Consider the following 23,552-nt stretch of genomic DNA (forward strand, 5'->3'; position numbering starts at 1 on the left):
GCTGAAAAAGGGCCGCATTCCCTACCGCTCCCCCATGCTCGATAACCTCACTCAACGGATGGCGCGCGTCGTCAAGACGCTGCGCGGCGAGGCCCGGCTCACCGAGGCCAACACGCAGGAAATGCTGCGCGAGGTGCGGCTTGCGCTGCTCGAAGCGGACGTGGCGCTACCGGTCGTGCGCGAGTTCATCGCGAAGGTGAAGGAGAAGGCGCTCGGCGAAGAAGTCGTGTCGAGCCTCTCGCCGGGCCAGGCGCTCGTCGGCGTCGTCCAGAAGGAACTGACGGCCGTGATCGGCGGCGATTACGAAGGCAAGGCCGCCGAACTGAATCTCGCCGTCACGCCGCCCGCCGTCATCCTGATGGCCGGCTTGCAGGGCGCGGGTAAAACGACCACGACGGGCAAGCTCGCCAAGCTCCTGCGCGAAAAGAGCAAGAAGAAGGTGCTCACCGTTTCCGTCGACGTGTACCGCCCCGCCGCTATCCGCCAGTTGCAGACGGTGACCGAGCAGGTCGGCGCGGACTTTTTCCCGTCGGAGCCGAACCAGAAACCTGCGGACATCGCGCGCGCGGCGATCGACTGGGCGAAGCGGCATTATCACGATGTCGTGATCGTCGATACGGCCGGTCGCCTCGGCATCGACGAAGCGATGATGAACGAGATCAGCGAGCTGCACACGCTGCTCAAGCCCGCTGAAACGCTGTTCGTCGTCGACGCCATGCTCGGTCAGGACGCGGTCAACACCGCGAAAGCGTTCAACGACGCGTTGCCGCTCACCGGCGTCGTGCTCACCAAACTCGACGGCGATTCGCGCGGCGGCGCGGCGCTCTCCGTGCGCCACGTTACCGGCAAGCCGATCAAGTTCGTCGGCGTCGCGGAAAAGCTCGACGGCCTCGAAGTCTTCCATCCGGATCGCATGGCGAACCGGATCCTCGGCATGGGCGACATTCTTGCGCTCGTCGAGGAAGCGCAGCGCGGCGTCGACAGCCAAGCCGCGCAGAAGCTCGCCGACAAGGTCAAGAAAGGCGGCGACTTCGACCTGAACGACTTCAAGGCGCAACTCTCGCAGATGAAGAAGATGGGCGGCCTCTCGTCGCTCATGGACAAACTGCCCGCGCAGTTCCAGCAAGCCGCGCAAGGCGCAGACATGAACAACGCGGAAAAGCAGATGCGCCGCATGGAAGGCATCATCAATTCCATGACCATTCAGGAACGCGCGAAGCCCGAACTCATCAAGGCCGCGCGCAAACGCCGTATCGCGGCAGGCGCGGGCGTGCACGTGCAGGAAGTGAACCGCATGCTCAATCAGTATGAGCAGATGCGCGGCATGATGAAGAAGCTGAAGGGCGGCAACCTGCAGAAGATGATGCGCGGCATGAAGGGCATGCTGCCCGGCATGCGCTGATCGCGGCACCTCGAACCCGCGTTTGCGCGCGTCGCCCGACGCGAAGCAAGCGCGGGTTTATCATATGGCGCACGCCGCCGTTTTTTTCCACACTAAGAAGTCAGCCTCTCCCCCGCTTTCCCTATGAATCGCGAAGAAGCTCTCCATATTTTCAGCCACTCCGAAGAAATCGTGACGGCTGACGAGGTCAATGCATCGATCGGCAAGATGGCCTCGTCCATCAAGGCGGCGACGCAAGACGACTTCCCGCTCGTGCTCTCGGTCATGGGGGGCGCGGCCGTATTCACCGGCATGCTGCTGCCGCATCTCGACTTCCCGCTCGAGTTCGATTACATCCACCTGACGCGCTATCGCAACGCCATCAAGGGCGGCAGCGAGATGCAGTGGCGCGTGGCGCCGGCGGAATCGGTGAAGGACCGCGTGGTGCTCGTGCTCGACGACATCCTCGACGAAGGCGAGACGATGGCCGCGATCCGCGACCGCATCATGGCGATGGGCGCGAAGACGTTTCTGTCGGCGGTGCTGTGCGAGAAGATCATCCCGAAGGCAAAGCCGTTGCGACCGGATTTCTGTGGATTCGAGGTGCCGGACAGGTACGTGTTCGGCTGCGGGATGGACGCGAAGGGTTACTGGCGGAATTTGCCGACGATTCGCGCACTGACCGAAGGCGCGTGAGCGTTTTCCGGCGACATGAAAAAAGCGGCCTCGGCCGCTTTTTTTATAACTGATGCACGAAAGTGCGTATCCCCGTCAGTATCATCTCGACGGAAATCGCGACCAGCACGAGCCCCATCAACCGTTCGAACGCCGTGACCGCGCGCTCGCCGAGCCAGTGCTGAATCTTTTCCGCAAGAATCAGCACGATCGCGCAGACGATCATCGTCACCGACAGCGCGCCGACCCATTCGAGCATCTTGCCCGGCGCCTGCGAAGTCAGCAGCATCACCGTCGCCAGCGCGGACGGCCCGGCCAGCGCCGGAATCGCGAGCGGTACGATCAGCGGCTCGCCGCCGCGCGCATCGCCGCCCATCGCGCCGTCGGGATGCGGAAAGATCATCCGCAGCGCGATCAGAAACAGCACGATCCCGCCGCCGATGCGCAACGACAAATCCGTCAGATTCATCGCGCGCAGGAAGCGGTCGCCCGCCAGCATGAACAGCAGCAGGATGCCGAACGCGATCGCCACTTCGCGCAGGATCACGACGCGGCGCCGCTCTTTCGCAACGCCGCGCAACGCGTTGATGAAGATCGGAATGTTGCCGAGCGGATCGGTGATCAGCAGCAGCAGGATCGTCGCCGACAGGAAGTCGTACTGCATTACTTCCCGAGCGCCGCTCGCACCTTCGCTATCACCGCGCCGGCGGCTTCATCGACCGGCAGCAGCGTGGCTTCGGTATCGCGTCGGCCCTGATATTCCAGCTTGCCTTCCTTCAGCCCGCGATCGCCGATCACGATACGATGCGGCACGCCGATCAGTTCCCAGTCCGCGAACATCACGCCTGGACGCTCACCGCGATCATCGAGGATCACGTCGATGCCCGCTTCCTGCAGCGTCGCGTACAGCTTGTCGGCCTGCTCGCGCACGGCGTCGCTGCGGTCGTAGCCCATCGGGCAGATCACGACTTCGAACGGCGCGATGGCTTCCGGCCAGATGATGCCGCGATCGTCGAAGTTCTGTTCGATCGCCGCGCCCAGCACGCGCGTCACGCCGATGCCGTAGCAGCCCATCTGCATCGGCGCGGGCTTGCCGTTTTCGTCGAGGAAGGTCGCGCCCATCGAATCGGAGTACTTCGTGCCGAGCTGGAACACGTGGCCCACTTCGATGCCACGGCAGATTTCCAGCGTGCCACGGCCGTCCGGCGACGGATCGCCCGCGACGACATTGCGGATATCCGCGACTTCCGGCTCGGGCAGATCGCGGCCCCAGTTCACGCCGGTCGTGTGGTAATCGACCTCGTTCGTGCCGACGACGAAATCGCTCATGTTCGCGACCGTACGGTCCGCGATCACGCGCACCGGCTTCTTCGTGCCGATCGGGCCGAGATAGCCCGGCGGCGTGCCGAACCATTCGATGATCTCGGCTTCCGTCGCGAAGCGGTAGCCCGCGAGGCCCGGCAGCTTGCCGGTCTTGATGTCGTTGAGCGAGTGATCGCCGCGCAGCATCAGCAGCCAGATGGTGGGCTCGGCGCCTTCGTTTTCGGTTGCGAGAATGATCGACTTGATGGTCTTTTCAAGCGGAATGTTCAGAAGCTGCGCGACCGCCTCGCATTTCGCGGCGCCCGGCGTCGGCGTCTTCTTCAGTTCTTCCGTGGGCGCGGCGCGTTGCGCGATGAGCGGCAGCGCGTCCGCCGCTTCGACGTTCGCGGCGAAGTCCGAGTCCGGGCAATACGCGATGTCGTCCTCGCCCGTATCCGCGATGACGTGAAACTCGTGCGAGCCGCTGCCGCCGATCGAGCCGTTGTCCGCCGCGACCGCGCGGAACTCCAGGCCGATACGCGTGAAGATGCGCACATAGGCGTCGTACATCTTGCGATACGACTCGGCGAGACCGTCGAGGTCCTTATCGAAGGAATAGGCGTCCTTCATGATGAACTCGCGGCCGCGCATCACGCCGAAGCGCGGACGGATCTCGTCGCGGAACTTCGTTTGAATCTGATAGAAGTTCACCGGCAACTGGCGATAGCTCTTGATGTCGCGGCGCGCGATGTCGGTGACGACTTCCTCATGCGTCGGGCCCATCACGAAGTCGCGCTCGTGGCGATCCTTGAAGCGCAGGAGTTCCGGACCGTACTGCTCCCAGCGGCCCGACTCCTGCCACAGTTCGGCGGGCTGCACGGCGGGCATCAGCAGTTCGAGCGCGCCCGCGCAGTTCATCTCTTCGCGCACGATGGCTTCGACCTTGCGCACCGAGCGCAGGCCGATCGGCATGTAATCGTAGATGCCGCCCGCGACGCGGCGGATCATGCCGGCGCGCATCATCAGCTTGTGGCTGACGATCTCGGCGTCGGCGGGAGCTTCTTTCAGGGTGCCGATGAAGAAACGGGATGCTTTCATTCAAATTTTCCAAAAGCGGCGCGCGCTTCGGAGCCGTTGTGGCGCCGGAGCAGGCGTATCGAAGGTGAACGACGGAAACGGTCTACGGCTTTCGCAGGGAAGAAGATTTTGCCGCCTTCCGCAAGGTCTGGCAAAGCGTCCTGCACCCTGCTCGGCAAACGTGCCCCGCATTCGGCTTCATGCCGCGGGTTCGAACCGATGCGCGGGGTCCGTTAACTGTTTATAATCAAAGCAATTTTAAAGGATTTGAAGGTGGCTGTATGCTGGATCGTGAAGGCTTTCGCCCGAACGTCGGCATCATCCTCTTGAACGCGCGCAACGAAGTGTTTTGGGGCAAGCGGCTGCGTGAACATTCCTGGCAGTTTCCGCAAGGGGGCATCAAATACGGTGAGACCCCTGTGCAAGCGATGTATCGGGAGTTACACGAAGAAACCGGTCTGCTTCCGGAGCATGTGAAAGTTGTCGGTCGCACGCGCGACTGGCTGCGTTATGAGGTGCCGGACAAGTTCATCAAGCGCGAGGTGCGCGGACATTATCGCGGTCAGAAACAAATCTGGTTTCTGCTGCGCATGGTGGGACGCGATTGCGACATCTGCCTGCGTGCGACGGACCATCCGGAGTTCGATGCCTGGCGCTGGAACGAGTATTGGGTGCCGCTTGACGCGGTCATCGAGTTCAAGCGCGACGTTTATCAAATGGCTCTCACCGAGCTGTCCCGGTTCCTGCGGCGAACCAACTCCCGCGCCGAGCGCGGCGAGCGAGCCGCGCATCATGGACTGCGCTATCCACGCGTCGTCCAGACGATGACGATCGAAGCACCTGCCGTTACTGCCTCCGGCGCGGCGGTTCAGGCAGAATGCACGGTCAGCGAGGAAGTGCATGTGATCGCGCACCGCTCATCGTGCGACTGATCATCGCGGTTCCTCGCACACGTCGACACTCAGCATGACTTCGATCGATGGCACGGCGATTCACTCGCCGTGCCATTTCGCTTTGTTCCGCCGGGCGGGCGCGTCAAGCCCCGCGCGCATGTTTCCGGGAAGATCCAATTGAAAGTGAATGCCTCACTCGCGGTAATCGCGGCATCCGCGGCAGCGCTTGCCGTGCTCGCCGGCTGCTCCAGCAATAAAACTCCGTCCACCCAGGACGACGGCGTGTTCACCTATCTGCTCGACCGCAAGCCGAACTGGACCGAGGAGAAGATCGAGACGCTGCCGCCTCTGCCGCAAGCATCGAATCTGCTGGCGTTCAATGTTTCGCAGAACACGCCGCTCACTTTCGCCGTCGACAAGACATCGCTCACGGTCGGCAACGACGGCGTGGTGCGCTATGTGGTCGTCGTGACGAGTCCGGCGGGCGCGCGCAACGTCAACTATGAAGGGATTCGTTGCGACACCTACGAATGGCGCCGCTACGCGAGCATCAACGACGATCAGAACGGCTGGGATCAGGGTTCCGCGTTCGACTTCAAGCGCATCGAGAACGGCGAGTTGAACGCGTACCAGGCGGCGCTCTATCAGGATTACTTCTGCGCGAGCAAGCTGCCTGTCGGCACGGCGAAGCAGATCGTCAACAATATCCAGTACAAGCGCACGCAAAGCTCGATCAATCTGCGCTGATTTCACGGCACGGCAAAGTACAAAAGCCCGCTGGATCAGCGGGCTTTTTCGTATCAGACGAGCACGAGATTGTCGCGATGAATCAGTTCGGGCTCCAGCATATAGCCGAGCACGGTTTCGATCTCGCCGCTGGGCCGCCGATGAATCAGGCGCGCTTCGGAACTGCTGTAGTTCGTGATGCCGCGCGCGACCTCCTGCCCCTGAGCATCGACGCACGCGATGACCTCGCCGCGCGCGAACGCGCCCTTCACGTCGATGACGCCGATCGGCAACAGGCTCTTGCCGTCTGCGGTGAGCTTGCGCACCGCGCCATCGTCGATCACGACGTGCCCGCGCACCTGCAGGTGATCCGCCATCCACTGCTTGCGCGCCGCCATCCGCGCCGTGCGCGCGATGAGTTGCGTGCCGATCATTTCGCCGGACGCGAGACGTGTGAGCACGTCGGCTTCGCGGCCGCTCGCGATCACCGTGTTCGCGCCACTATGCGCCGCGCGCTTCGCCGCGAGAATCTTGGTCAGCATGCCGCCGCGTCCGAGGCTCGAGCCCGCGCCGCCTGCCATCTGCTCGAGTTCGGGCGTGCCGGCATCGGCCTGTTCGACGAGCGTCGCGTTCGGATCCTTGCGCGGATCGGCGGTGAAGAGACCGCGCTGATCGGTGAGGATGACGAGCGCATCGCCTTCGATCAGATTGGCGACAAGCGCGCCGAGCGTGTCGTTGTCGCCGAACTTGATTTCGTCGGTGATGACGGTGTCGTTCTCGTTGATGATCGGCACCGCGCCCAGGCGCAACAGCGTGAGCAGCGTCGAGCGCGCGTTCAGATAGCGCTCGCGATCGGCGAGATCCGCGTGCGTCAGCAAAATCTGCGCGGTGCGGATGCCGTGCGCGCCGAAGCTGCTTTCGTAGACCTGCGCGAGGCCCATCTGGCCGACGGCCGCCGCCGCCTGCAACTCGTCGATCTCGCGCGGCCGCTTGGTCCAGCCGAGCCGGTGGACGCCTTCCGCGATCGCGCCCGAACTCACGAGCACGACTTCCTTGCCCTGCTCGCGCAGCGCCGCGATCTGCGCCGCCCAGCGAGAGATTGCCGCATGGTCGAGCCCGCGCCCGTCGTTGGTGACGAGGCTGGACCCTACTTTCACTACGATTCGCTTCGCAGCGGCGATGACCGAACGCATCGTGCGCTTTCTCCTCGTGGTTGCGTTTATTCCTTCGCTGCGTCGTCGCGGAAACGCACGTCGGCGGCGAGATCTTCCGCCTCCGCCGCACGCGATGCGTCGGAATGCTGCGAGATGTAGTCGTAGATCGCGTACGTGAGCGCCTCGCAGCCCTGGCCCGTCAACGCGGAAATCTCGTAGACCGGACCATCCCACTCGAAGCGCTCGACGAAATCGGCGATACGCGCTTCGCGCTCGTCCTCCGGCACCATGTCGAGCTTGTTCAGCACGAGCCAGCGCGGCTTGTCGTAAAGCGACTCGTCGTACTTGCGCAGTTCGTTGACGATCGCTTTCGCTTCGGCGACCGGATCGACGTTTTCGTCGAACGGGGCCATGTCGACGAGATGCAGCAGCACGCCGGTGCGCTGCAAGTGACGCAGGAAACGATGCCCAAGCCCCGCGCCTTCCGCCGCGCCTTCGATCAGGCCGGGGATGTCCGCGATCACGAAGCTCTTGCTCGGCCCGACGCGCACCACGCCGAGATTCGGCGCGAGCGTCGTGAACGGATAATCCGCGATCTTCGGCCGCGCGTTCGACACCGACGAGATGAACGTGGATTTGCCCGCGTTCGGCATGCCGAGCAGACCGACATCGGCGAGCACTTTCAGTTCGAGCCTGAGCATGCGGCGCTCGCCCGGCTTGCCGTCGGTCTTCTGACGCGGCGCGCGGTTCGTGCTCGACTTGAAATGCAGGTTACCGAGGCCGCCCGCGCCGCCCTGCGCGATCAGCACCTGCTGATTGTGTTCGGTCAGATCGGCGATGATCTCGCCCGTTTCCTGATCTGAAATGATGGTGCCGACCGGCATGCGCAGCGTGATGTCGTCGCCGCCCTTGCCGTAGCAGTCCGCGCCGCGGCCGTTTTCGCCGTTGCGCGCCTGATGCTTCTTGGAGAACCGATAGTCGATCAGCGTGTTGATATTGCGATCGCCGACCGCGTAGACGCTGCCGCCGCGTCCGCCGTCGCCGCCGTCGGGGCCGCCGAACGGGACGAACTTTTCGCGGCGCATCGACGCGCTGCCATCTCCTCCGTCGCCGGCGATGACTTCAATCTTCGCTTCGTCAATGAACTTCATGCGTTGCTCCGTCCCGTGTATTTGCAGCTATTTTGCCGTGACCCGGCGTTGCCCGGTCACCGATATTCTCGAATTCCCGCCGATGCGCGTTCCCCGCGCACCAACGAAAAAGGCCCCGCGAACTTCGCGGGGCCTTTTTTCGGTCCTGAAGCCCGTGCGTAAAATTTACGCTGCCGGGACGACGACGACCGTGTGCTTCTTCGCAGCGCCCTTGGTCACGAACTTGACGTGGCCGTCGGCGAGCGCGAACAGCGTGTGATCCTTGCCGATGCCGACATTCTCACCCGGATGCATGCGCGTGCCGCGCTGGCGAACGATGATGCCGCCTGCGTTGATTGCCTGGCCGCCGTACACCTTAACGCCGAGGCGTTTCGACTCGGAGTCGCGGCCGTTGCGGGAAGACCCGCCTGCTTTTTTGTGTGCCATTTGATTAGCTCCTTAACCGATATCTGTGCGGAACGATCGCGCCTTAGGCGTTGATCGCGTCGATGCGCAGCTCGGTGTAGTTCTGGCGATGGCCAGCGTGCTTTTGGTAGTGCTTCCGGCGGCGCATCTTGAAGATGGTCACTTTCTTGTGACGACCTTGCGACACGACGGTAGCCTTGACGGAAGCCCCACCCACCAGCGGCGTACCGAACTTAATCGATTCGCCTTCGCCTACTGCGAGAACCTGGTCGAGCGTGATTTCAGCGTCAATGTCTGCCGGTATCTGTTCTACTTTCAATTTTTCGCCAACGGCAACCTTATACTGCTTGCCGCCGGTTTTTATGACCGCGTACATTGAGAACCTCACTCAGAATTCTTTTTCCACGCACCACGCGGGGAAAACACGCGATTATACATAGGGTTACGCTTGACGTCAAAGTGCGTCGACGTCCCCTTCGCGCACGGCGCGAGCGCGCGGTCCGCGGCCGAACCTCGGCGAACACAACGAAAATCGCAGCGAATCCTGTCCGAATTTCGCGCACAGCGCGCGGATCGACACAGCCGAAACCCCGTCGTCTGTCGGATTCGCCTTATAATCCGCCGGATTACCTTTCCTGCCGAACATGTCGTCCACCGCCACTTCCCCTCCCAACGCCGCCGCGCTGCTCGCCCCGATCGCCGAGGACATGCAGCACGTCAATCGTGTCATCCGGCAGCGCCTGGCATCAGAAGTGATGCTGATCAACCAGATTTCGGAGTACATCATCGGCGCGGGCGGCAAGCGGCTGCGTCCGGCGCTGCTGCTGCTGGTCTCCGGCGCGCTGGGCGACACGACCGGATATCGCCATGAACTGGCCGCCGTGGTGGAGTTCATCCACACGGCGACGCTGCTGCACGACGACGTCGTCGACGAATCCGACCTGCGGCGCGGCCGCAAGACCGCGAACGCGCTGTTCGGCAATGCGGCGAGCGTGCTGGTCGGCGACTTCCTCTACTCGCGCTCGTTCGAGATGATGGTGAGCGTCGGCAAGATGCGCGTGATGGAAATCCTGTCGGTCGCGACCAACGTCATTTCCGAAGGCGAAGTGCTGCAGCTGCTCAACATGCATGACCCTGATGTGGACGAAACGCGCTACATGCAGGTGATCCGCTACAAGACCGCGAAGCTGTTCGAAGCGGCCGCGCAACTGGGCGCGGTGCTGTCGGGTGCGGATGCGCGCACCGAAGCGGCGGCGGCGGAGTTCGGCCGGCGCATCGGCACGGCGTTCCAGATCATGGACGACTGGCTCGACTACACCGGCACGCCCGAATCGATGGGCAAGAACGCCGGCGACGACCTGCGCGAAGGCAAACCCACTCTGCCGCTCATCTTTCTGATGGAGCACGGCACGCCGGAGCAGGCGGCGCTCGCACGCGAGGCCATCGAGCAAGGCGGCACGGACCGCTTCGACACGATCTTCCACGCGATCACCACGTCCGGCGCGCTCGACCACACGCTGGAATGCGCGCGCAAGGAAGCGCAGGCGGCGGCGAATGCGATTTCTGCATTTCCCCCTTCCATCTACAAAGAGAGCCTGCTAGAATTATGTTCTTACTCGACGTCACGGCAGTCTTGAACGAGACTGAAACAGCGTAAGAGTCCAAGTTTGGTCAAATTCGGGGTGTAGCTTAGCCTGGTAGAGCGCTACGTTCGGGACGTAGAGGCCGGAGGTTCGAATCCTCTCACCCCGACCAGAATTGCAAAAACCCGCATGGTCCGCCATGCGGGTTTTTTATTTCCAGCGCACGAAACCGCGTACGCTGGTCAACAGGCCGAAGGCGGGCGTGCCTGCCCGTCTGCTATATTGCCTCCCATCTCCGCCCCTACTCGATCACCGCGTGGACAACCTTCCCTTATGGGCGCAAATTTGCGCCATTTTTCTGCTTCTCATCCTTTCCGGCTTCTTCTCGATCTCCGAAACATCGATGATGGCGCTCAATCGCCATCGGCTGAAATATCTGGCGAGCCAGGGATCGCTGCGCGCCCGCACGACGCAAGGGCTGCTCGCAAAAACCGACCAGCTTCTCTCCGTGATCCTGATCGGCAACAACCTGATCAACACGATCATCCCGGTGCTGACCACATCGATCGCGCTGCGCACCTTTGGCCACAACAACCTCGTCCTGTCGGTCACGACGGGCGTGATCGCGTTTCTGATCATCGTGTTCGCGGAGATCGCGCCGAAGATCGTTGGTGCGACTTATCCCGAGAAAGTGGCGCTGCCCGCGAGTCTGGTGCTCTCACCGCTCATGCGTATCGCGCGGCCGCTGATCTGGTTCGTGAATCTGTTCGCCAACGCGATTCTCGCCGCGCTGCACATCAACACGAAAAACAAGCGCGACCAGCGCATTTCGCCGGAAGAACTGCGCACGATCGTGCTCGAGACCGGCAGCTTCATGCCGACCAAACACCGCAGCATCCTGCTCAATCTGTTCGATCTGGAAAACATCACCGTCGATGACGTGATGATTCCGCGCCGACGCATCGAAGCGCTCGACTTCGAGGCGCCGTTCGAGCAGATCCTGCATCAGCTAGAGACCTGTTATCACAACAAGCTCGTCGTCTTTCAGGGCGATATCGATCGCGTGATGGGCATCCTGCACGTGCGCAAGACGCTGTCTGCGCTGCATAACCAGGAGCTCGAACGCGAGACGCTGCGCGAACTGCTCACCGAGCCCTACTTCGTACCGACCGGCACGCCCGTTTTCCAGCAACTGCAGTACTTTCAGGAAAGCGGCCATCGCATCGCGATCGTGGTCGACGAGTACGGCGAGTTGCAGGGGCTCGTCACGCCCGAGGACATCATCGAGGAACTGATCGGCGAGTTCACGACGACGATTCCGCGCGGCGCGGGCTCGCGCGGCGGCTGGAACGAGAACGGCGAGTGCATCGTGGCGGGCAGCATGCCACTGCGCGAACTGAATCGCTGGCTGAACCTGACGCTGCCGACGGACGGCCCGAAAACGCTCAACGGCCTGATTCTCGAAACGCTCGAAGACATCCCGGACGGCGACGTGTCGATCCGCATCGCCGACGTCACTTTCGAAGTCATGCGCAGCGACGATCAGGCGATCCGCACCGTGAAGATTTTCCGCCCGCTCGGGCCGCAGCGCGCACTGCGTTAGCCATTCGGACGACTGGGCGTCGGTAGTTGCGAACGAGATGATCGGGTCATCTCGACTCCGACCGCACGACGCCCATGATTTCTCCCTCCCGCGACGCTTTCGACACTTTCGCGCGCCCGGCCCGCTCCGTCGATCCCGCGCTCGAAGGCGCATCCGATCACGACACGCCCGCCGTTTCGCTCCTCGCCGACACCCTGCGCGAAGCCGCCGAGCGCGGCGCATCCGACATTCACGTCGAGCCTTCCGAGCACGACTGGCGCATCCGCCTGCGCGTCGACGGCGCGTTGCATGTGCTCAGACGCCCGCCGCCGCACTTGCGCGACGCGTTCGTCACGCGCATCAAGGTGCTGGCCCGCATGGATATCGCCGAGCGGCGCGTGCCTCAGGACGGCCGCCTGCGTCTGAATCTGCCGGGCGGGCGCGTCGGCGACTATCGCGTGAATTCGCTGCCGACACTCTTCGGCGAAAAGCTCGTGCTGCGGCGGCTGGACGCGCTGCCGCCTGATCTGTCGCTCGCCGCGCTGGGCCTCGATGACGCCCAAAGCCGCACGGTCGAATCGGCGATTCGCGCGCCGCACGGTCTCGTGCTCGTGACGGGCCCGACCGGCAGCGGCAAAACCCTGTCGCTCTACTGCTTCCTGCAGATGCTCAACGCCGAAGCGCGCAACGTGTGCTCCGTCGAAGATCCGGTCGAGATTCAGCTGGCGGGCATCAATCAGGTCAGCGTGCGCGAGAAGGCCGGGCTGACGTTCGCCGTGGCGCTGCGTGCGTTCATGCGCCAGGACCCCGACGTCATCATGGTCGGCGAGATTCGCGATGCGCAAACCGCGGACGTCGCGGTTAAGGCCGCGCAGACCGGACACCTCGTGCTCTCGACCTTGCACACGAATGACGCGCCCGCCGCGATCGCGCGGCTCATCGATATCGGCGTCGCGCCTTATAACCTCGCGTCGGCGCTCCGGCTCGTCACGGCGCAACGGCTCGTGCGCAAGCTGTGCGAGCACTGCCGAGCGCCATCGGCGCTGCCGCTCGCGGACGGATTTCATCCGTTCGAGGCGCGCGGCTGTCCGGCGTGCCACGGCATCGGCTATCGCGGGCGCGTCGGCGTGCATCAGGTGATGCCGGTCTCGGACGAGATACGCGAGTTGATCGTCTCGCGGTCGGCGACGCATGCCATCGCGCGCGCCGCACAGACGCAAGGCATGCCCGCGCTGCGCGACGCGGCCTTCACGCGCGTGCGCGAGGGCGTGACGAGCGTCGCCGAGGCGGCCGAAGCGACGGAGATCGAATGATGTCAATGGAGATGCGCTTCGCGTGGCGCGGCCTGGATGCCGAAGGCCGGCAAAAGCACGGAAAGATCATCGCAACCGATGCGGTCTCGGCGCGTGCGACGCTGCGGCGCGAAGGCGTCATCGTCACCTGGCTCGAAGCGCTCGGCGTCGCACCGCCGCCCAAGGCCAAGGCCGGCGAAGTCACGCTCTTCACGCGCCAGCTTGCCGGCCTGCTGCGCGCTGGCCTGCCGCTCGCGGGCGCGCTCGAATTGCTGGCCGGCAGCGCGACGGGCGGCGGATTGCCGCGCATCGTGCGCGCCCTTGCACGCGACATCACGCGCGGCGTGCCGTTCTCCGCCGCGCTCGCGCAGCATCCCTCGGCATTCGGCGCGTTGTATTGCCAGTTGGTCGCGGTCGGTGAAGTGGCGGGCGCGTTGGCGTCCGTTCTAGCCCGCCTCGCCGACGATCGCGAACGCGCCGCGTCGCAACGGGCCCGGCTGCGCGCCTCCCTCACCTATCCGGTCATGGTCTTGCTGCTGTCCCTCGCGATCACGGCGGGCTTGCTGATCGGTGTCGTGCCGACGTTCAAGACCATCTTCGACGGTTTCGGCGCCCCGCTGCCCGCGCCCACGCGTTTCGTGCTCGCGCTCTCGGACGGCGTCGCGAATGTCGGCGTGCCGTTTGTCGTGGCGTGCGCCTGTGCGGCGATCGTCGTGTCGCGCTGGATCAGGCGCTCGCCCGCTGCACGCGAATCGGCCGACCGCCTGGTGCTGCGTCTGCCGCTCGCGGGCAGGCTGCTGCGCGCGCTGGCCGTCGCGCGCTGGAGCCGCGCGCTCGGCACGCTGCTCGCCGCGGGCACGCCGCTGTCGGACGCCTTCGATTCGCTCGCGCACGCCACCGGCAACCGTGTGTTCGACCGCGCGACCGTCGATATCGCCGCGCGTCTGCGCAACGGCGAGCGCCTCGCGGCCGCGATGCGCGCCAGCGGTTGCTTTCCGCAGGACGTGGTGCAGCCGATCGCGGTCGCGGAAGAATCGGGCTCGCTCGACGCGATGCTGCTCGATCTCGCCACCCTCGCGGATCGTCAAGTGGACGAGCGTCTCGGCGCATTCGCGAGTCTGTGCGAGCCGATCGTCATCACCGTGCTCGGCGCGCTGGTGGGCGGCCTCGTCATCGCGATGTATCTTCCTATCATTCAGCTCGGCAACGTGGTGTAGCATCGCGGGCCAAAGCAACCGTTCGTTCATCATGCAGCCTTCGTTCGATCCGTCCACCGCGCATTTCGCGAGCCGCTATGCGGCCGTGTTCGCCGTGCTTCCCGTCGCCGTGCAGTACGGCTTCGTCGTCGTGTTCGGTCTCGTGATCGGCAGCTTCCTGAGCGTCGTCGTGCATCGTCTGCCAGTCATGCTCGAACGCGCGTGGCGAGCCGAAGTCGATGCGGCCATGCCCGATGCGTCCAATTCCCCCAAACCCGCCGCCGATTCCTATCCCGCCCGCTTCAACCTTGCAGTGCCACGCAGCGCGTGTCCGCATTGCAAGCATGTGCTGCGTGCGTGGGAGAACATTCCCGTCGTGAGTTATCTCGCGCTGCGCGGGCGCTGCTCGGCGTGCGGGACGCGCGTCAGTGCGCGCTATCCGTTGATCGAACTTGCGACCGGCGCGCTCGCGGCGCTCTGCCTCTATGCCTTTGGTCCCGCCTGGCCCGCGCTCGCCGCGTTCGGACTGTGCGCGACATTGCTGGCGGCAGGCCTCATCGACTACGACACGCGGTATCTTCCCGATGTGCTGACGCTGCCGCTGCTGTGGGCGGGACTCATCGTCAATTTTGGCGAAGGCGGATTCGCGACGCTGCACGATGCCGTCACCGGCGCGATCGCGGGTTATCTTTTCCTGTGGTGCGTGTACTGGCTCTTCAAGCTCGTGCGCGGCGTCGAAGGCATGGGCTACGGCGACTTCAAGCTGCTCGCCGCGATCGGCGCGTGGCTCGGCTGGGGGGCGCTCGCGCAAGTGGTGCTGATCGCGGCCGTTGCGGGTGCGCTGGTTGGCATCATCGCGACGTGGCGCAAGCACATGCGTTTCGAAGAGCCGTTGCCGTTCGGGCCATTTCTCGCGGCGGGCGGCGCAATCACGCTCTTCGCCGGCACGCCGCTTTACGCATTGTTCGGATGAACGAAGGAGCGCAACGGATGTTCAGCATCGGTCTTACCGGCGGCATCGGCAGCGGCAAGAGCACGGTCGCGGATCTGTTCGCGCAGCGTGGCGTGCCGCTGATCGACACGGACCTGATCGCGCATCGGATTACAGCGCCGAGTGGCGTCGCGATGCCGCTGATCGCGAGCGAGTTCGGTGACGATTTCGTCGCCGCCGACGGCTCGCTCGATCGCGCGAAAATGCGCGCACTGGTTTTCGCCGACGACACCGCGAAAGCACGTCTCGAAGGCATCGTGCATCCGCTGATTCGCGCCGAAACGGAGCGCCAGCGGCACGGGGCGTCGGGCGCGTATCACATCGTCGTCGTGCCGCTGCTCGTGGAGTCCGGCGAATGGGCGAGCCGCGTGTCGCGCGTGCTGGTTGTGGATTGTCCCGTCGAGACGCAGATCGCGCGCGTCATGCGGCGCAACGGCTTCACGCGTGAACAGGTGCTTTCGATCATCGCGAAGCAGGCGTCTCGCGAAGCGCGCGTCGCAGCAGCGGACGATATCGTCGTCAACGATGAAACCGCCACGCTCGATTCACTCGCACAACAAGTCGACGCACTGCATGCGCGTTATTTGTCGCTCGCATCCGTCTGACGCAACGCAATCGCCTGAGTTTGCCAAATCGACGAAAAGTTCCCGGATTTGCGGCGAAACCGGCAGCTTGACGCGCGAATATGCCCCGATTTGCTAGGGTGAGGATGCGGCATTAGAATGTGCTCACTTCCGCTCAAGGAAGCAACCGACCCACGCCGAGGCGAGCGCGCTTGATCCTTTACGAGTATCCCTTCAACGAGCGAATCCGGACGCTGCTGCGCCTCGAAGACCTGTTCGAGCGCTTCACGTTCTTTCTGACTCAGGAAGACGCGCGGGAACATCACGTCGCGCTCACGACACTCTTCGAGATCGCCGAAGTCGCTGGCCGCACGGATCTCAAGGCCGACCTCATGAAGGAACTGGAGCGGCAGCGGCAGACGCTGGCGCCGTTCCGCGGCAATCCGGGCATCGAGCAGGAAGCGCTCGAAGCCGTGCTCGGCGAAATCGAGCAGACGCTCACCGGGCTCACCGATATGCACGGCAAGACCGGCCAGCATCTCGCCGACAACGAGTGGCTCGCGAGCATCCGCAGCCGCACGATCATCCCCGGCGGAACGTGCAAGTTCGATCTGCCGTCGTACTATGCCTGGCAGCAGTTGCCGGTCGAAGAGCGGCGTCAGGATATCGCGAAGTGGGTCATGCCGATGCTCGCGCTGCGCGACGCGGCGGCCATCGTGTTACGGCTCGCGCGCGAGTCCGGTCAGGCGTCGAAAGTCATGGCGATGCAGGGCAGCTATCAGCAGATGCTATCGGGCCGCACGTATCAGCTGATGCAGGTGCGCGTTTCGCCCGACACACGCGTGATTCCGGAAGCGAGCGCGAACAAGTACATGCTGTGGGTGCGCTTCACGGTGCAGGATGGCGATCTGAAGCCGCGCGCCGTCGATGTCGATGTGCCCTTTCATCTGACGCTTTGCAGCCTTTGAAACGAATCGGCAGGCCCCATATCGTTCCGATGTCGATCAAAGCCTGCGCGATTTTTCACGCCTTACCGTTATGAGCACTGTCGTCAAATGCCCGACCTGCGACAAAGACGTTCGCTGGGTTCCGGAAAACCGTTTTCGCCCGTTCTGCTCGGAGCGCTGCAAGCAGATCGATCTCGGCGCGTGGGCGACCGAGAAGTACAAGATCGCGGGCAATTCGCAGGAAACGCCGCCGGACGACGATACGCGCGGCGGCCTGAACTGATCTGAACTGAGCCGTCTCCGGCTCTATTCGCGCTCTTCCTCTTCGAGCCATTCGAGAATCGGAATGGCCGCGGGCAGCAGCGGCGCGACGTCGACCGGAAGCGACTGCCACGCGATCGCCTGACCTTCACGCCCGCGCGGTGTGCCCTGCCAGTCCGTCACCTTGCAGAAAAACAGACGCACGTACGCGTGCGGATAGTCGTGCTCAAGCGTGCGCCAGAGCTGGCACGCGGTGACGTCGATGCCCAGTTCTTCGTGCAGTTCGCGTCCCAGCGCCGCCTCGATGCTCTCGCCCGCCTCGAGCTTGCCGCCAGGAAACTCCCAGTAACCTTCATACGGTTTGCCCTCGGGGCGCTGCGCGAGCAGATAGCGGCCGTCGCGCTGCACCATCACGCCGACGGCAACTTCGGTCACCTTGCGTCCGTCGGGCGCGATGTCGGTCTGCGAGCTGGTGTTCGACTCGCTCATTGCTTGCGTCCCGACCAGTCGCGCGCGAATTGCCATGCGACGCGACCCGAACGCGAGCCGCGCTCCAGCGCCCACACGAGCGCATCGCCGCGCGCGCTTTCGACTTCCGCTTCATCGCAGCCGAAATGCTTCAGCCAGTGACCGACGATCGAAAGATAGTCGTCCTGCTTGAACGGATAGAAGCTGACCCAAAGGCCAAAACGCTCGGACAGCGAGATCTTCTCTTCGACCACTTCGCCCGGATGAATCTCGCCATCGGACGTGTGCTTGTACGTCTCGTTGTCGCTCATGTATTCGGGCAACAGATGACGGCGATTCGACGTCGCGTAGATCAGCACATTGTCCGATTGCGCCGCGACCGAACCATCGAGCGCCACCTTCAGCGCCTTGTAGCCCGACTCGCCTTCCTCGAACGAAAGATCGTCGCAGAACACGATGAAACGCTCGGGCCGCGCCGAAATCAGGTCGACGATATCGCCGAGATCGTGCAGATCGTCCTTGTCGACTTCGATGAGACGCAGGCCGTCCTTCGCATGCGCATTCAGGCACGCCTTGATCAGCGACGACTTGCCCGTCCCGCGCGCGCCCGTCAACAGCACGTTGTTCGCCGGCAGCTTCTTCACGAACTGCTGCGTGTTCTGCTCGATCAAGCCCTTCTGGCGATCGATGTTCTGCAGATCATCGAGCGTGATCTGCGAGATGGCCGGCACCGGCTGCAGAAATCCGCGCCCCTGACGCTTGCGCCAGCGAAACGCCACCGCGGATGCCCAGTCGATATCCGGCGCGGCGGGCGGCAACATACCTTCGATGCGCGCGAGGACCGCCTCGGCGCGCGTGAGAAATTGTTCGAGCTTGTCCATATGGGTATCGATGCGCGCCGCTTGTTCAGGAACGGTAGTCGGCGTTGATGCTCACGTAATCATGCGAGAGGTCGCACGTCCAGATCGTCGCTTGTGCGTTGCCGCGTCCGAGCAGCACGCGAATCGCGATCTCGCTCTTCTTCATCACGCGCTGGCCGTCTTCTTCTTTGTACTCGGGATTGCGTCCGCCCGCTTTCGCGACGAGCACGTCATCGAGATAAAGATCGATCTTGCCGACGTCGAGATCCGTCACGCCTGCATAGCCGATCGCCGCGAGAATACGGCCGAGATTCGGATCGGATGCGTAGAACGCCGTCTTGACGAGCGGCGAATGGCCGATCGCGTACGCGATCTGACGGCATTCCGCCGCGTCCTTGCCGCCTTCCACCGTGATCGTCATGAACTTGGTCGCGCCTTCGCCATCGCGCACGATGAGTTGCGCGAGCGCCTGAGCGACTTCCGTCACGGCATCGCGCAGCGCGACGTACGCAGGCGAATCCGTCGACGTGATCGCGGGCAGGCTCGACTTGCCAGACGCGATCAGGATGAACGAATCGTTGGTCGACGTATCGCCGTCGATGGTGATGCAGTTGAACGAGCGATCCGCCACATGCTTCACGAGCTGATCCAGCACCGGCTGCGCGACGGTTGCATCGAAGGCGAGGAAGCCGAGCATCGTCGCCATGTTCGGCTTGATCATGCCCGCGCCCTTGCTGATGCCCGACAGCGTGACGACGTGTCCGTCGATCGTCACCTGACGCGACGCCGCCTTCGGCAGCGTGTCGGTGGTCATGATGGCTTGCGCGGCATCGAACCAGTGCGCGGCCTGCTGGTTCGCGAGCGCGGCGGGCAGACCGGCCTTCAGGCGATCGATCGGCAGCGGCTCCAGAATCACACCGGTCGAAAACGGCAGGATCTGCTGCGCATCGAGACCTTCGAGGCGCGCGAGCTCCGCGCACGTCGCGCGCGCGTGCGCCAGGCCCGGCTCGCCGGTGCCGGCGTTCGCATTGCCGGTGTTCACGACGAGCGCGCGAATGCCCTTGCCGCCCTTGCTGACAGCCGCGAGATGCTCGCGACACACCGTGACGGGCGCGGCGCAAAAGCGATTCTGCGTGAACACGCCTGCGACGCTCGCGCCTTCATCGACGCGAATGACGAGCACATCCTTGCGATTGGGCTTGCGGATATTCGCCTCGGCCCAGCCTAGCGTGACGCCGGCGACGGGATGAAGCGCTGCGGGATCGATCGAGGGAAAGTTGACGGCCATGTTCGCGTCTCGCTGAAGGTGGCGAGTGCCGGCTTATCGGACCGGCACGCTTTGGAAGACTGACGCCCGCCCGGCTATTCGAGGCCGGCGCCGTGAATAAGGGACCTGCAAAGACAAACGACGCATCGCTGCGTCGCTTGGATCTGGTCGACAGCCGATTAAGCCAGCTTGCCGTGACAGTTCTTGTACTTCTTGCCGCTGCCGCACGGGCACGGATCGTTGCGGCCGACCTTCGGAACGTCGTCCGAGGGGCGGGTCGCGACGCTGATGTCGTCGCCTGCGGCCATCGCCTGGCTGACCATCTGCGCCGTCGCGCTCGCCGCCGTCGAGGCGGGCGTCGGCTCGGCGGCCGGCGCGTTGAAGTCCGCGTGCGTGAACGACACGTTCTCGAGATGGCTGCCCTTTTCTTCGTACTGCTCGGCGGCTTCTTCGAGCTGTTCCGGCGACTGGATCTGCACGTTCATCACGACGCGCGTGACTTCCTGCTTCACGGCGTCGAGCATCGCGGCGAAGAGCTCGAACGCCTCGCGCTTGTATTCCTGCTTCGGGTTCTTCTGCGCATAACCGCGCAGATGGATGCCCTGACGCAGATGATCGAGCGCGGCGAGATGCTCGCGCCAGCGGCTGTCGAGCGTCTGCAGCATGATCGAGCGCTCGAACGCGCTGAACGATTCGCGGCCCACGAGCGTGACCTTCGCTTCGTACGCTTCGTCGGCGGCGGAGAGCACGGCCTCGCAGATCTCTTCGGCGTCGATCGAGTTCGACTCGTTGATCATCTCCTGCACGGCGAGATCGAGCGACCAGTCGTTGCGCAGCACTTCTTCCAGTTCGGGCGCTTCCCATTGCTCTTCGATACTGCCCGCCGGCACGAACGTACGAACCACGTCGCCGATCACGCTCTGGCGCATCGCGGCGATGGTTTCCTGCACGTCGTTCGCTTCGAGCAGTTCGTTGCGCTGCTGGTAGATCACCTTGCGCTGATCGTTGGAGACGTCGTCGTATTCGAGCAGCTGCTTGCGGATATCGAAATTGCGCGCTTCGACCTTGCGCTGCGCGCCTTCGATCGAGCGCGTGACCATGCCCGCTTCGATCGGCTCGCCTTCCGGCATCTTCAGACGATCCATGATCGCGCGCACGCGGTCGCCCGCGAAAATGCGCAGAAGCGGATCATCCAGCGACAGATAGAAGCGCGACGAGCCCGGATCGCCCTGACGGCCCGCGCGGCCGCGCAACTGGTTGTCGATACGGCGCGACTCGTGACGCTCGGTGCCGATGATATGCAGACCGCCCGCGGCCTTCACGTGATCGTGCAGCGCCTGCCATTCGTCGTGCAGCTTCTGGATGCGCGCGGCTTTTTCGTTCTCGGGAATCGACAGATCCGCTTCGATGAACGACGCCTGCTTCTCGACGTTGCCGCCGAGCACGATGTCCGTGCCGCGGCCGGCCATGTTCGTCGCGATGGTGACGGCGGCCGGACGGCCCGCTTCGGCGACGATCGCCGCTTCGCGCGCGTGCTGCTTCGCGTTGAGCACTTCGTGCTTCACGCCCGTCTGCGCGAGCAGGCCGGACAGCAGTTCGGACGCTTCGATCGATGTCGTGCCGACGAGCGTCGGCTGACCACGTTCGACGCAATCGCGGATGTCGCGGATCACCGCGTCGTAACGCTCCTTCGACGACTTGTAGATCTGGTCCTGCTTGTCGACGCGCTTCGGCGGACGGTTGGTCGGAATCACGACCGTTTCGAGGCCGTAGATTTCCTGGAATTCGTACGCTTCCGTGTCCGCCGTACCGGTCATGCCGGACAGCTTCGCGTACATGCGGAAGTAGTTCTGCAGCGTGATGGACGCGAGCGTCTGGTTCTCGGCCTGAATCTGGACGTGTTCCTTCGCTTCGACGGCCTGATGCAGACCGTCCGACCAGCGGCGGCCGGTCATCATGCGGCCCGTGAATTCGTCGACGATCACGACTTCGCCGTTCTGCACCACGTAATGCTGGTCGCGCATGAAGAGCGTATGCGCGCGCAACGCGGCATAGATGTGGTGCATCAGCGTGATGTTCTGCGGCGCGTAGAGGCTTTCGCCCTCGCCGATCAGGCCCCACTCGGCGAGCAGGCGCTCGGCCTTCTCGTGGCCCGATTCCGTCAGGAACACCTGGCGCGCTTTTTCGTCGAGCGTGTAGTCGCCGGGCTTCTCTACGCCGGTGCCATCCGCCTTTTCCTCGCCGATCTGCTGTTCGAGCAGCGGCGGCAGCGCGTTCATGCGTACGTAGAGATCGGTGTGATCTTCCGCCTGACCGGAGATGATGAGCGGCGTGCGCGCCTCGTCGATGAGGATCGAGTCCACTTCGTCGACGATCGCGAAATTGAGCGGCCGCTGCACGCGCGCGTTGGTCTCGTAGACCATGTTGTCGCGCAGGTAGTCGAAGCCGAATTCGTTGTTCGTGCCGTAGGTGATGTCCGCGCCGTAGGCTTCCTGCTTCTGCGAGTGCTCCATCTGCGACAGATTCACGCCGCATGAGAGCCCGAGGAAGTTGTAGAGGCGCGCCATCCATTCGGCGTCGCGCTGGGCGAGGTAATCGTTCACCGTCACGACGTGCACGCCGCGGCCAGACAACGCGTTCAGATACGCCGCGAGCGTCGCGACGAGTGTCTTGCCCTCGCCGGTACGCATTTCAGCGATCTTGCCGTAGTGCAGGACCATGCCGCCGATCAGCTGGACGTCGAAGTGGCGCATCTTCAGGACGCGCTTGCTCGCCTCGCGACAGACTGCGAACGCTTCGGGCAGGATCACGTCGAGCGATTCGCCGCCCGCGACACGCTGGCGGAACTCATCGGTCTTGGCGCGCAGCTGGTCGTCCGAGTACTTCTCGACGGTCGGCTCGAGGGCATTGATCGCCGCAACGGTCTTTTGATATTGCTTGACCAGCCGCTGATTGCGGCTGCCAAAAATCTTCTGAAGGAAACCGGTCGTCATCGGATCAGTGTCTGCGTCGCGGCTTCGGACGGGCGGCAGCATGAGCTGCGTCCGGCCTCGGGGAACCTCGGCGACTTAAGTCCATAAGGTGAAATTCGAATCGGGAATTTTAGCACGCGAGTCTGGCAGACCTTGTGTCAGCGTGCCCGCCCGCGCGTCGGTGCGGCGCGACAGTCAACGGGTTGAAAGCTTGCCTGCAAGCAACGCCCCAAAAGGCTCGCGACCGGGAACAATGGCTCGCCTCGCGTACAATCGAACCGTTCCATCGGGCCTGCGCCTAGATAAAAATGAGCCGCTTTTCTACAAATTCAAGGTCGCGTTTCGATCCGCGCCGGCCGCAAGCCGTCGCCGACGTGCTCGATCGCACCGATGCGTTCCGCGCGCTGCGGGCGGGCGTCGAGCAAGTGGCGGCGCTGCAGCGCGATCTCGGCGCGCTTTTGCCGGATTATCTGGCGTCGAACGTGGAGCCAGGGTTCATCAAGGATGGCGTGCTCGCGCTCTTTGCCGCGCACAACGCGCTCGCCGCACGGCTGCGGCATCTGGAGCCGCGTCTGCTCTCGGACCTTCAGCAGCGCGGCTGGGCGGTCGATGCGCTGAAAATCCGCGTGCGTCCGCAGCCGATGAAGGAAGCCGCGCCGCCGAAGCAGGCGCGCATGTCGCCCGCGGGTGCGTCGGCGTTGCAGGAACTGGCGGAAACGCTGGAGCCGTCTCCGCTCCAGGAAGCGCTCGCACGCATGGCGTCGCGCCACCAGGGACGCGCGCAAAAAAAATGAGCGGCGCTTTCG

23 protein-coding genes and 1 tRNA gene are annotated in these 23,552 nt (G+C 63.8%); 14 read left to right on the plus strand and 10 right to left on the minus strand.

From position 1 onward, the window contains the following. Positions 1-34: 34 nt before the first annotated feature. Both ffh and BTHE68_RS10970 read left to right on the plus strand, forming a co-directional pair. Positions 35-1,402 carry a signal recognition particle protein gene (gene ffh, locus BTHE68_RS10965; protein ID WP_061177733.1) on the plus strand — a complete coding sequence of 456 codons (1,368 nt, stop codon included), beginning with the start codon at positions 35-37 and terminating at the stop codon, positions 1,400-1,402. 123 nt (positions 1,403-1,525) lie between these two features. After that, positions 1,526-2,077: a hypoxanthine-guanine phosphoribosyltransferase gene (locus BTHE68_RS10970; RefSeq protein WP_053568795.1), complete on the plus strand. Its 552-nt coding sequence runs from the start codon at positions 1,526-1,528 to the stop codon at positions 2,075-2,077. Between the two features lie 43 nt (positions 2,078-2,120). Here the strand turns inward: BTHE68_RS10970 and BTHE68_RS10975 are convergent, their stop codons facing one another. Together BTHE68_RS10975 and BTHE68_RS10980 are read right to left on the minus strand one after the other, a co-directional pair. Beyond that, complete coding sequence (locus tag BTHE68_RS10975) at positions 2,121-2,720, minus strand: MarC family protein (protein ID WP_061177731.1); 600 nt, start codon at positions 2,718-2,720, stop codon at positions 2,121-2,123. After that, entirely contained in the window at positions 2,720-4,456 is a 1,737-nt protein-coding gene (locus BTHE68_RS10980; RefSeq protein WP_162066350.1) for a proline--tRNA ligase, read from the minus strand. The genes BTHE68_RS10975 and BTHE68_RS10980 overlap by 1 nt, the downstream gene beginning before the upstream one ends. A gap of 260 nt (positions 4,457-4,716) precedes the next feature. Between BTHE68_RS10980 and BTHE68_RS10985 the strand changes: the two genes are divergently transcribed. Together BTHE68_RS10985 and BTHE68_RS10990 are read left to right on the plus strand one after the other, a co-directional pair. Continuing rightward, on the plus strand, positions 4,717-5,367 hold the full coding sequence (locus BTHE68_RS10985) for an RNA pyrophosphohydrolase (RefSeq protein WP_061177729.1): 651 nt from the start codon (positions 4,717-4,719) through the stop codon (positions 5,365-5,367). 144 nt (positions 5,368-5,511) lie between these two features. Further along, entirely contained in the window at positions 5,512-6,075 is a 564-nt protein-coding gene (locus tag BTHE68_RS10990) for a CNP1-like family protein (protein ID WP_162066866.1), read from the plus strand. A 53-nt stretch (positions 6,076-6,128) separates the two neighbouring features. Here BTHE68_RS10990 and proB read toward each other — a convergent pair whose 3' ends face one another. From proB to rplU, 4 genes are all read right to left on the minus strand, one after another. Then, positions 6,129-7,247 carry a glutamate 5-kinase gene (proB, locus tag BTHE68_RS10995; protein WP_162066351.1) on the minus strand — a complete coding sequence of 373 codons (1,119 nt, stop codon included), beginning with the start codon at positions 7,245-7,247 and terminating at the stop codon, positions 6,129-6,131. 26 nt (positions 7,248-7,273) lie between these two features. Next, a complete protein-coding gene (gene cgtA / locus BTHE68_RS11000) occupies positions 7,274-8,359 on the minus strand; it encodes an Obg family GTPase CgtA (RefSeq protein ID WP_162066352.1) in 1,086 nt (361 codons plus the stop codon). A gap of 165 nt (positions 8,360-8,524) precedes the next feature. After that, a complete protein-coding gene (gene rpmA / locus BTHE68_RS11005; RefSeq protein ID WP_008342952.1) occupies positions 8,525-8,785 on the minus strand; it encodes a 50S ribosomal protein L27 in 261 nt (86 codons plus the stop codon). Between the two features lie 43 nt (positions 8,786-8,828). Beyond that, positions 8,829-9,140: a 50S ribosomal protein L21 gene (gene rplU / locus BTHE68_RS11010; RefSeq protein WP_035511298.1), complete on the minus strand. Its 312-nt coding sequence runs from the start codon at positions 9,138-9,140 to the stop codon at positions 8,829-8,831. A 268-nt stretch (positions 9,141-9,408) separates the two neighbouring features. Here rplU and BTHE68_RS11015 point away from each other — a divergent pair, with 268 nt between their 5' ends. The 9 genes from BTHE68_RS11015 (at position 9,409) to BTHE68_RS11055 (ending at position 17,201) form a co-directional block, all read left to right on the plus strand. Next, the gene (locus tag BTHE68_RS11015) at positions 9,409-10,401 is read left to right on the plus strand and encodes a polyprenyl synthetase family protein (RefSeq protein WP_162066353.1); all 993 of its coding nucleotides are present in this window, start codon (positions 9,409-9,411) and stop codon (positions 10,399-10,401) included. A gap of 41 nt (positions 10,402-10,442) precedes the next feature. Then, positions 10,443-10,519 (plus strand) — tRNA-Pro (locus BTHE68_RS11020). A 144-nt stretch (positions 10,520-10,663) separates the two neighbouring features. Beyond that, complete coding sequence (locus BTHE68_RS11025) at positions 10,664-11,950, plus strand: HlyC/CorC family transporter (RefSeq protein WP_162066354.1); 1,287 nt, start codon at positions 10,664-10,666, stop codon at positions 11,948-11,950. Between the two features lie 74 nt (positions 11,951-12,024). Further along, on the plus strand, positions 12,025-13,242 hold the full coding sequence (locus BTHE68_RS11030; protein ID WP_162066355.1) for a GspE/PulE family protein: 1,218 nt from the start codon (positions 12,025-12,027) through the stop codon (positions 13,240-13,242). Continuing rightward, positions 13,239-14,438, plus strand: coding sequence for a type II secretion system F family protein (locus tag BTHE68_RS11035; RefSeq protein ID WP_162066356.1), 1,200 nt, complete (start codon positions 13,239-13,241; stop codon positions 14,436-14,438). Before BTHE68_RS11030 ends, BTHE68_RS11035 begins: the two co-directional genes overlap by 4 nt. A 31-nt stretch (positions 14,439-14,469) precedes the next feature. After that, the gene (locus BTHE68_RS11040) at positions 14,470-15,390 is read left to right on the plus strand and encodes a prepilin peptidase (protein ID WP_162066357.1); all 921 of its coding nucleotides are present in this window, start codon (positions 14,470-14,472) and stop codon (positions 15,388-15,390) included. A 17-nt stretch (positions 15,391-15,407) separates the two neighbouring features. After that, entirely contained in the window at positions 15,408-16,013 is a 606-nt protein-coding gene (gene coaE / locus BTHE68_RS11045; RefSeq protein WP_162066358.1) for a dephospho-CoA kinase, read from the plus strand. Positions 16,014-16,183: 170 nt separating this feature from the next. Then, positions 16,184-16,939, plus strand: a complete 756-nt coding sequence (gene zapD, locus BTHE68_RS11050) for a cell division protein ZapD (protein WP_061164498.1) — start codon at positions 16,184-16,186, stop codon at positions 16,937-16,939. A gap of 70 nt (positions 16,940-17,009) precedes the next feature. Further along, on the plus strand, positions 17,010-17,201 hold the full coding sequence (locus BTHE68_RS11055; RefSeq protein WP_061177722.1) for a DNA gyrase inhibitor YacG: 192 nt from the start codon (positions 17,010-17,012) through the stop codon (positions 17,199-17,201). A gap of 23 nt (positions 17,202-17,224) precedes the next feature. Here BTHE68_RS11055 and BTHE68_RS11060 read toward each other — a convergent pair whose 3' ends face one another. The 4 genes from BTHE68_RS11060 to secA form a co-directional block, all read right to left on the minus strand. After that, positions 17,225-17,668, minus strand: coding sequence for an NUDIX domain-containing protein (locus BTHE68_RS11060; RefSeq protein ID WP_162066359.1), 444 nt, complete (start codon positions 17,666-17,668; stop codon positions 17,225-17,227). Continuing rightward, entirely contained in the window at positions 17,665-18,528 is an 864-nt protein-coding gene (locus BTHE68_RS11065; RefSeq protein WP_061177720.1) for an ATP-binding protein, read from the minus strand. Before BTHE68_RS11065 ends, BTHE68_RS11060 begins: the two co-directional genes overlap by 4 nt. A gap of 25 nt (positions 18,529-18,553) precedes the next feature. Then, entirely contained in the window at positions 18,554-19,795 is a 1,242-nt protein-coding gene (argJ, locus tag BTHE68_RS11070) for a bifunctional glutamate N-acetyltransferase/amino-acid acetyltransferase ArgJ (RefSeq protein WP_162066360.1), read from the minus strand. A 158-nt stretch (positions 19,796-19,953) separates the two neighbouring features. Then, a complete protein-coding gene (gene secA, locus BTHE68_RS11075) occupies positions 19,954-22,767 on the minus strand; it encodes a preprotein translocase subunit SecA (protein WP_162066361.1) in 2,814 nt (937 codons plus the stop codon). A 287-nt stretch (positions 22,768-23,054) separates the two neighbouring features. On the opposite strand from secA, the gene BTHE68_RS11080 reads away from it, so the two are divergent. Next, a complete protein-coding gene (locus BTHE68_RS11080; RefSeq protein ID WP_162066362.1) occupies positions 23,055-23,540 on the plus strand; it encodes a DciA family protein in 486 nt (161 codons plus the stop codon). The last annotated feature ends 12 nt before the right edge of the window (positions 23,541-23,552 follow it).

Source organism: Burkholderia sp. THE68 (assembly GCF_009938265.1).
Taxonomy (GTDB): domain Bacteria; phylum Pseudomonadota; class Gammaproteobacteria; order Burkholderiales; family Burkholderiaceae; genus Caballeronia.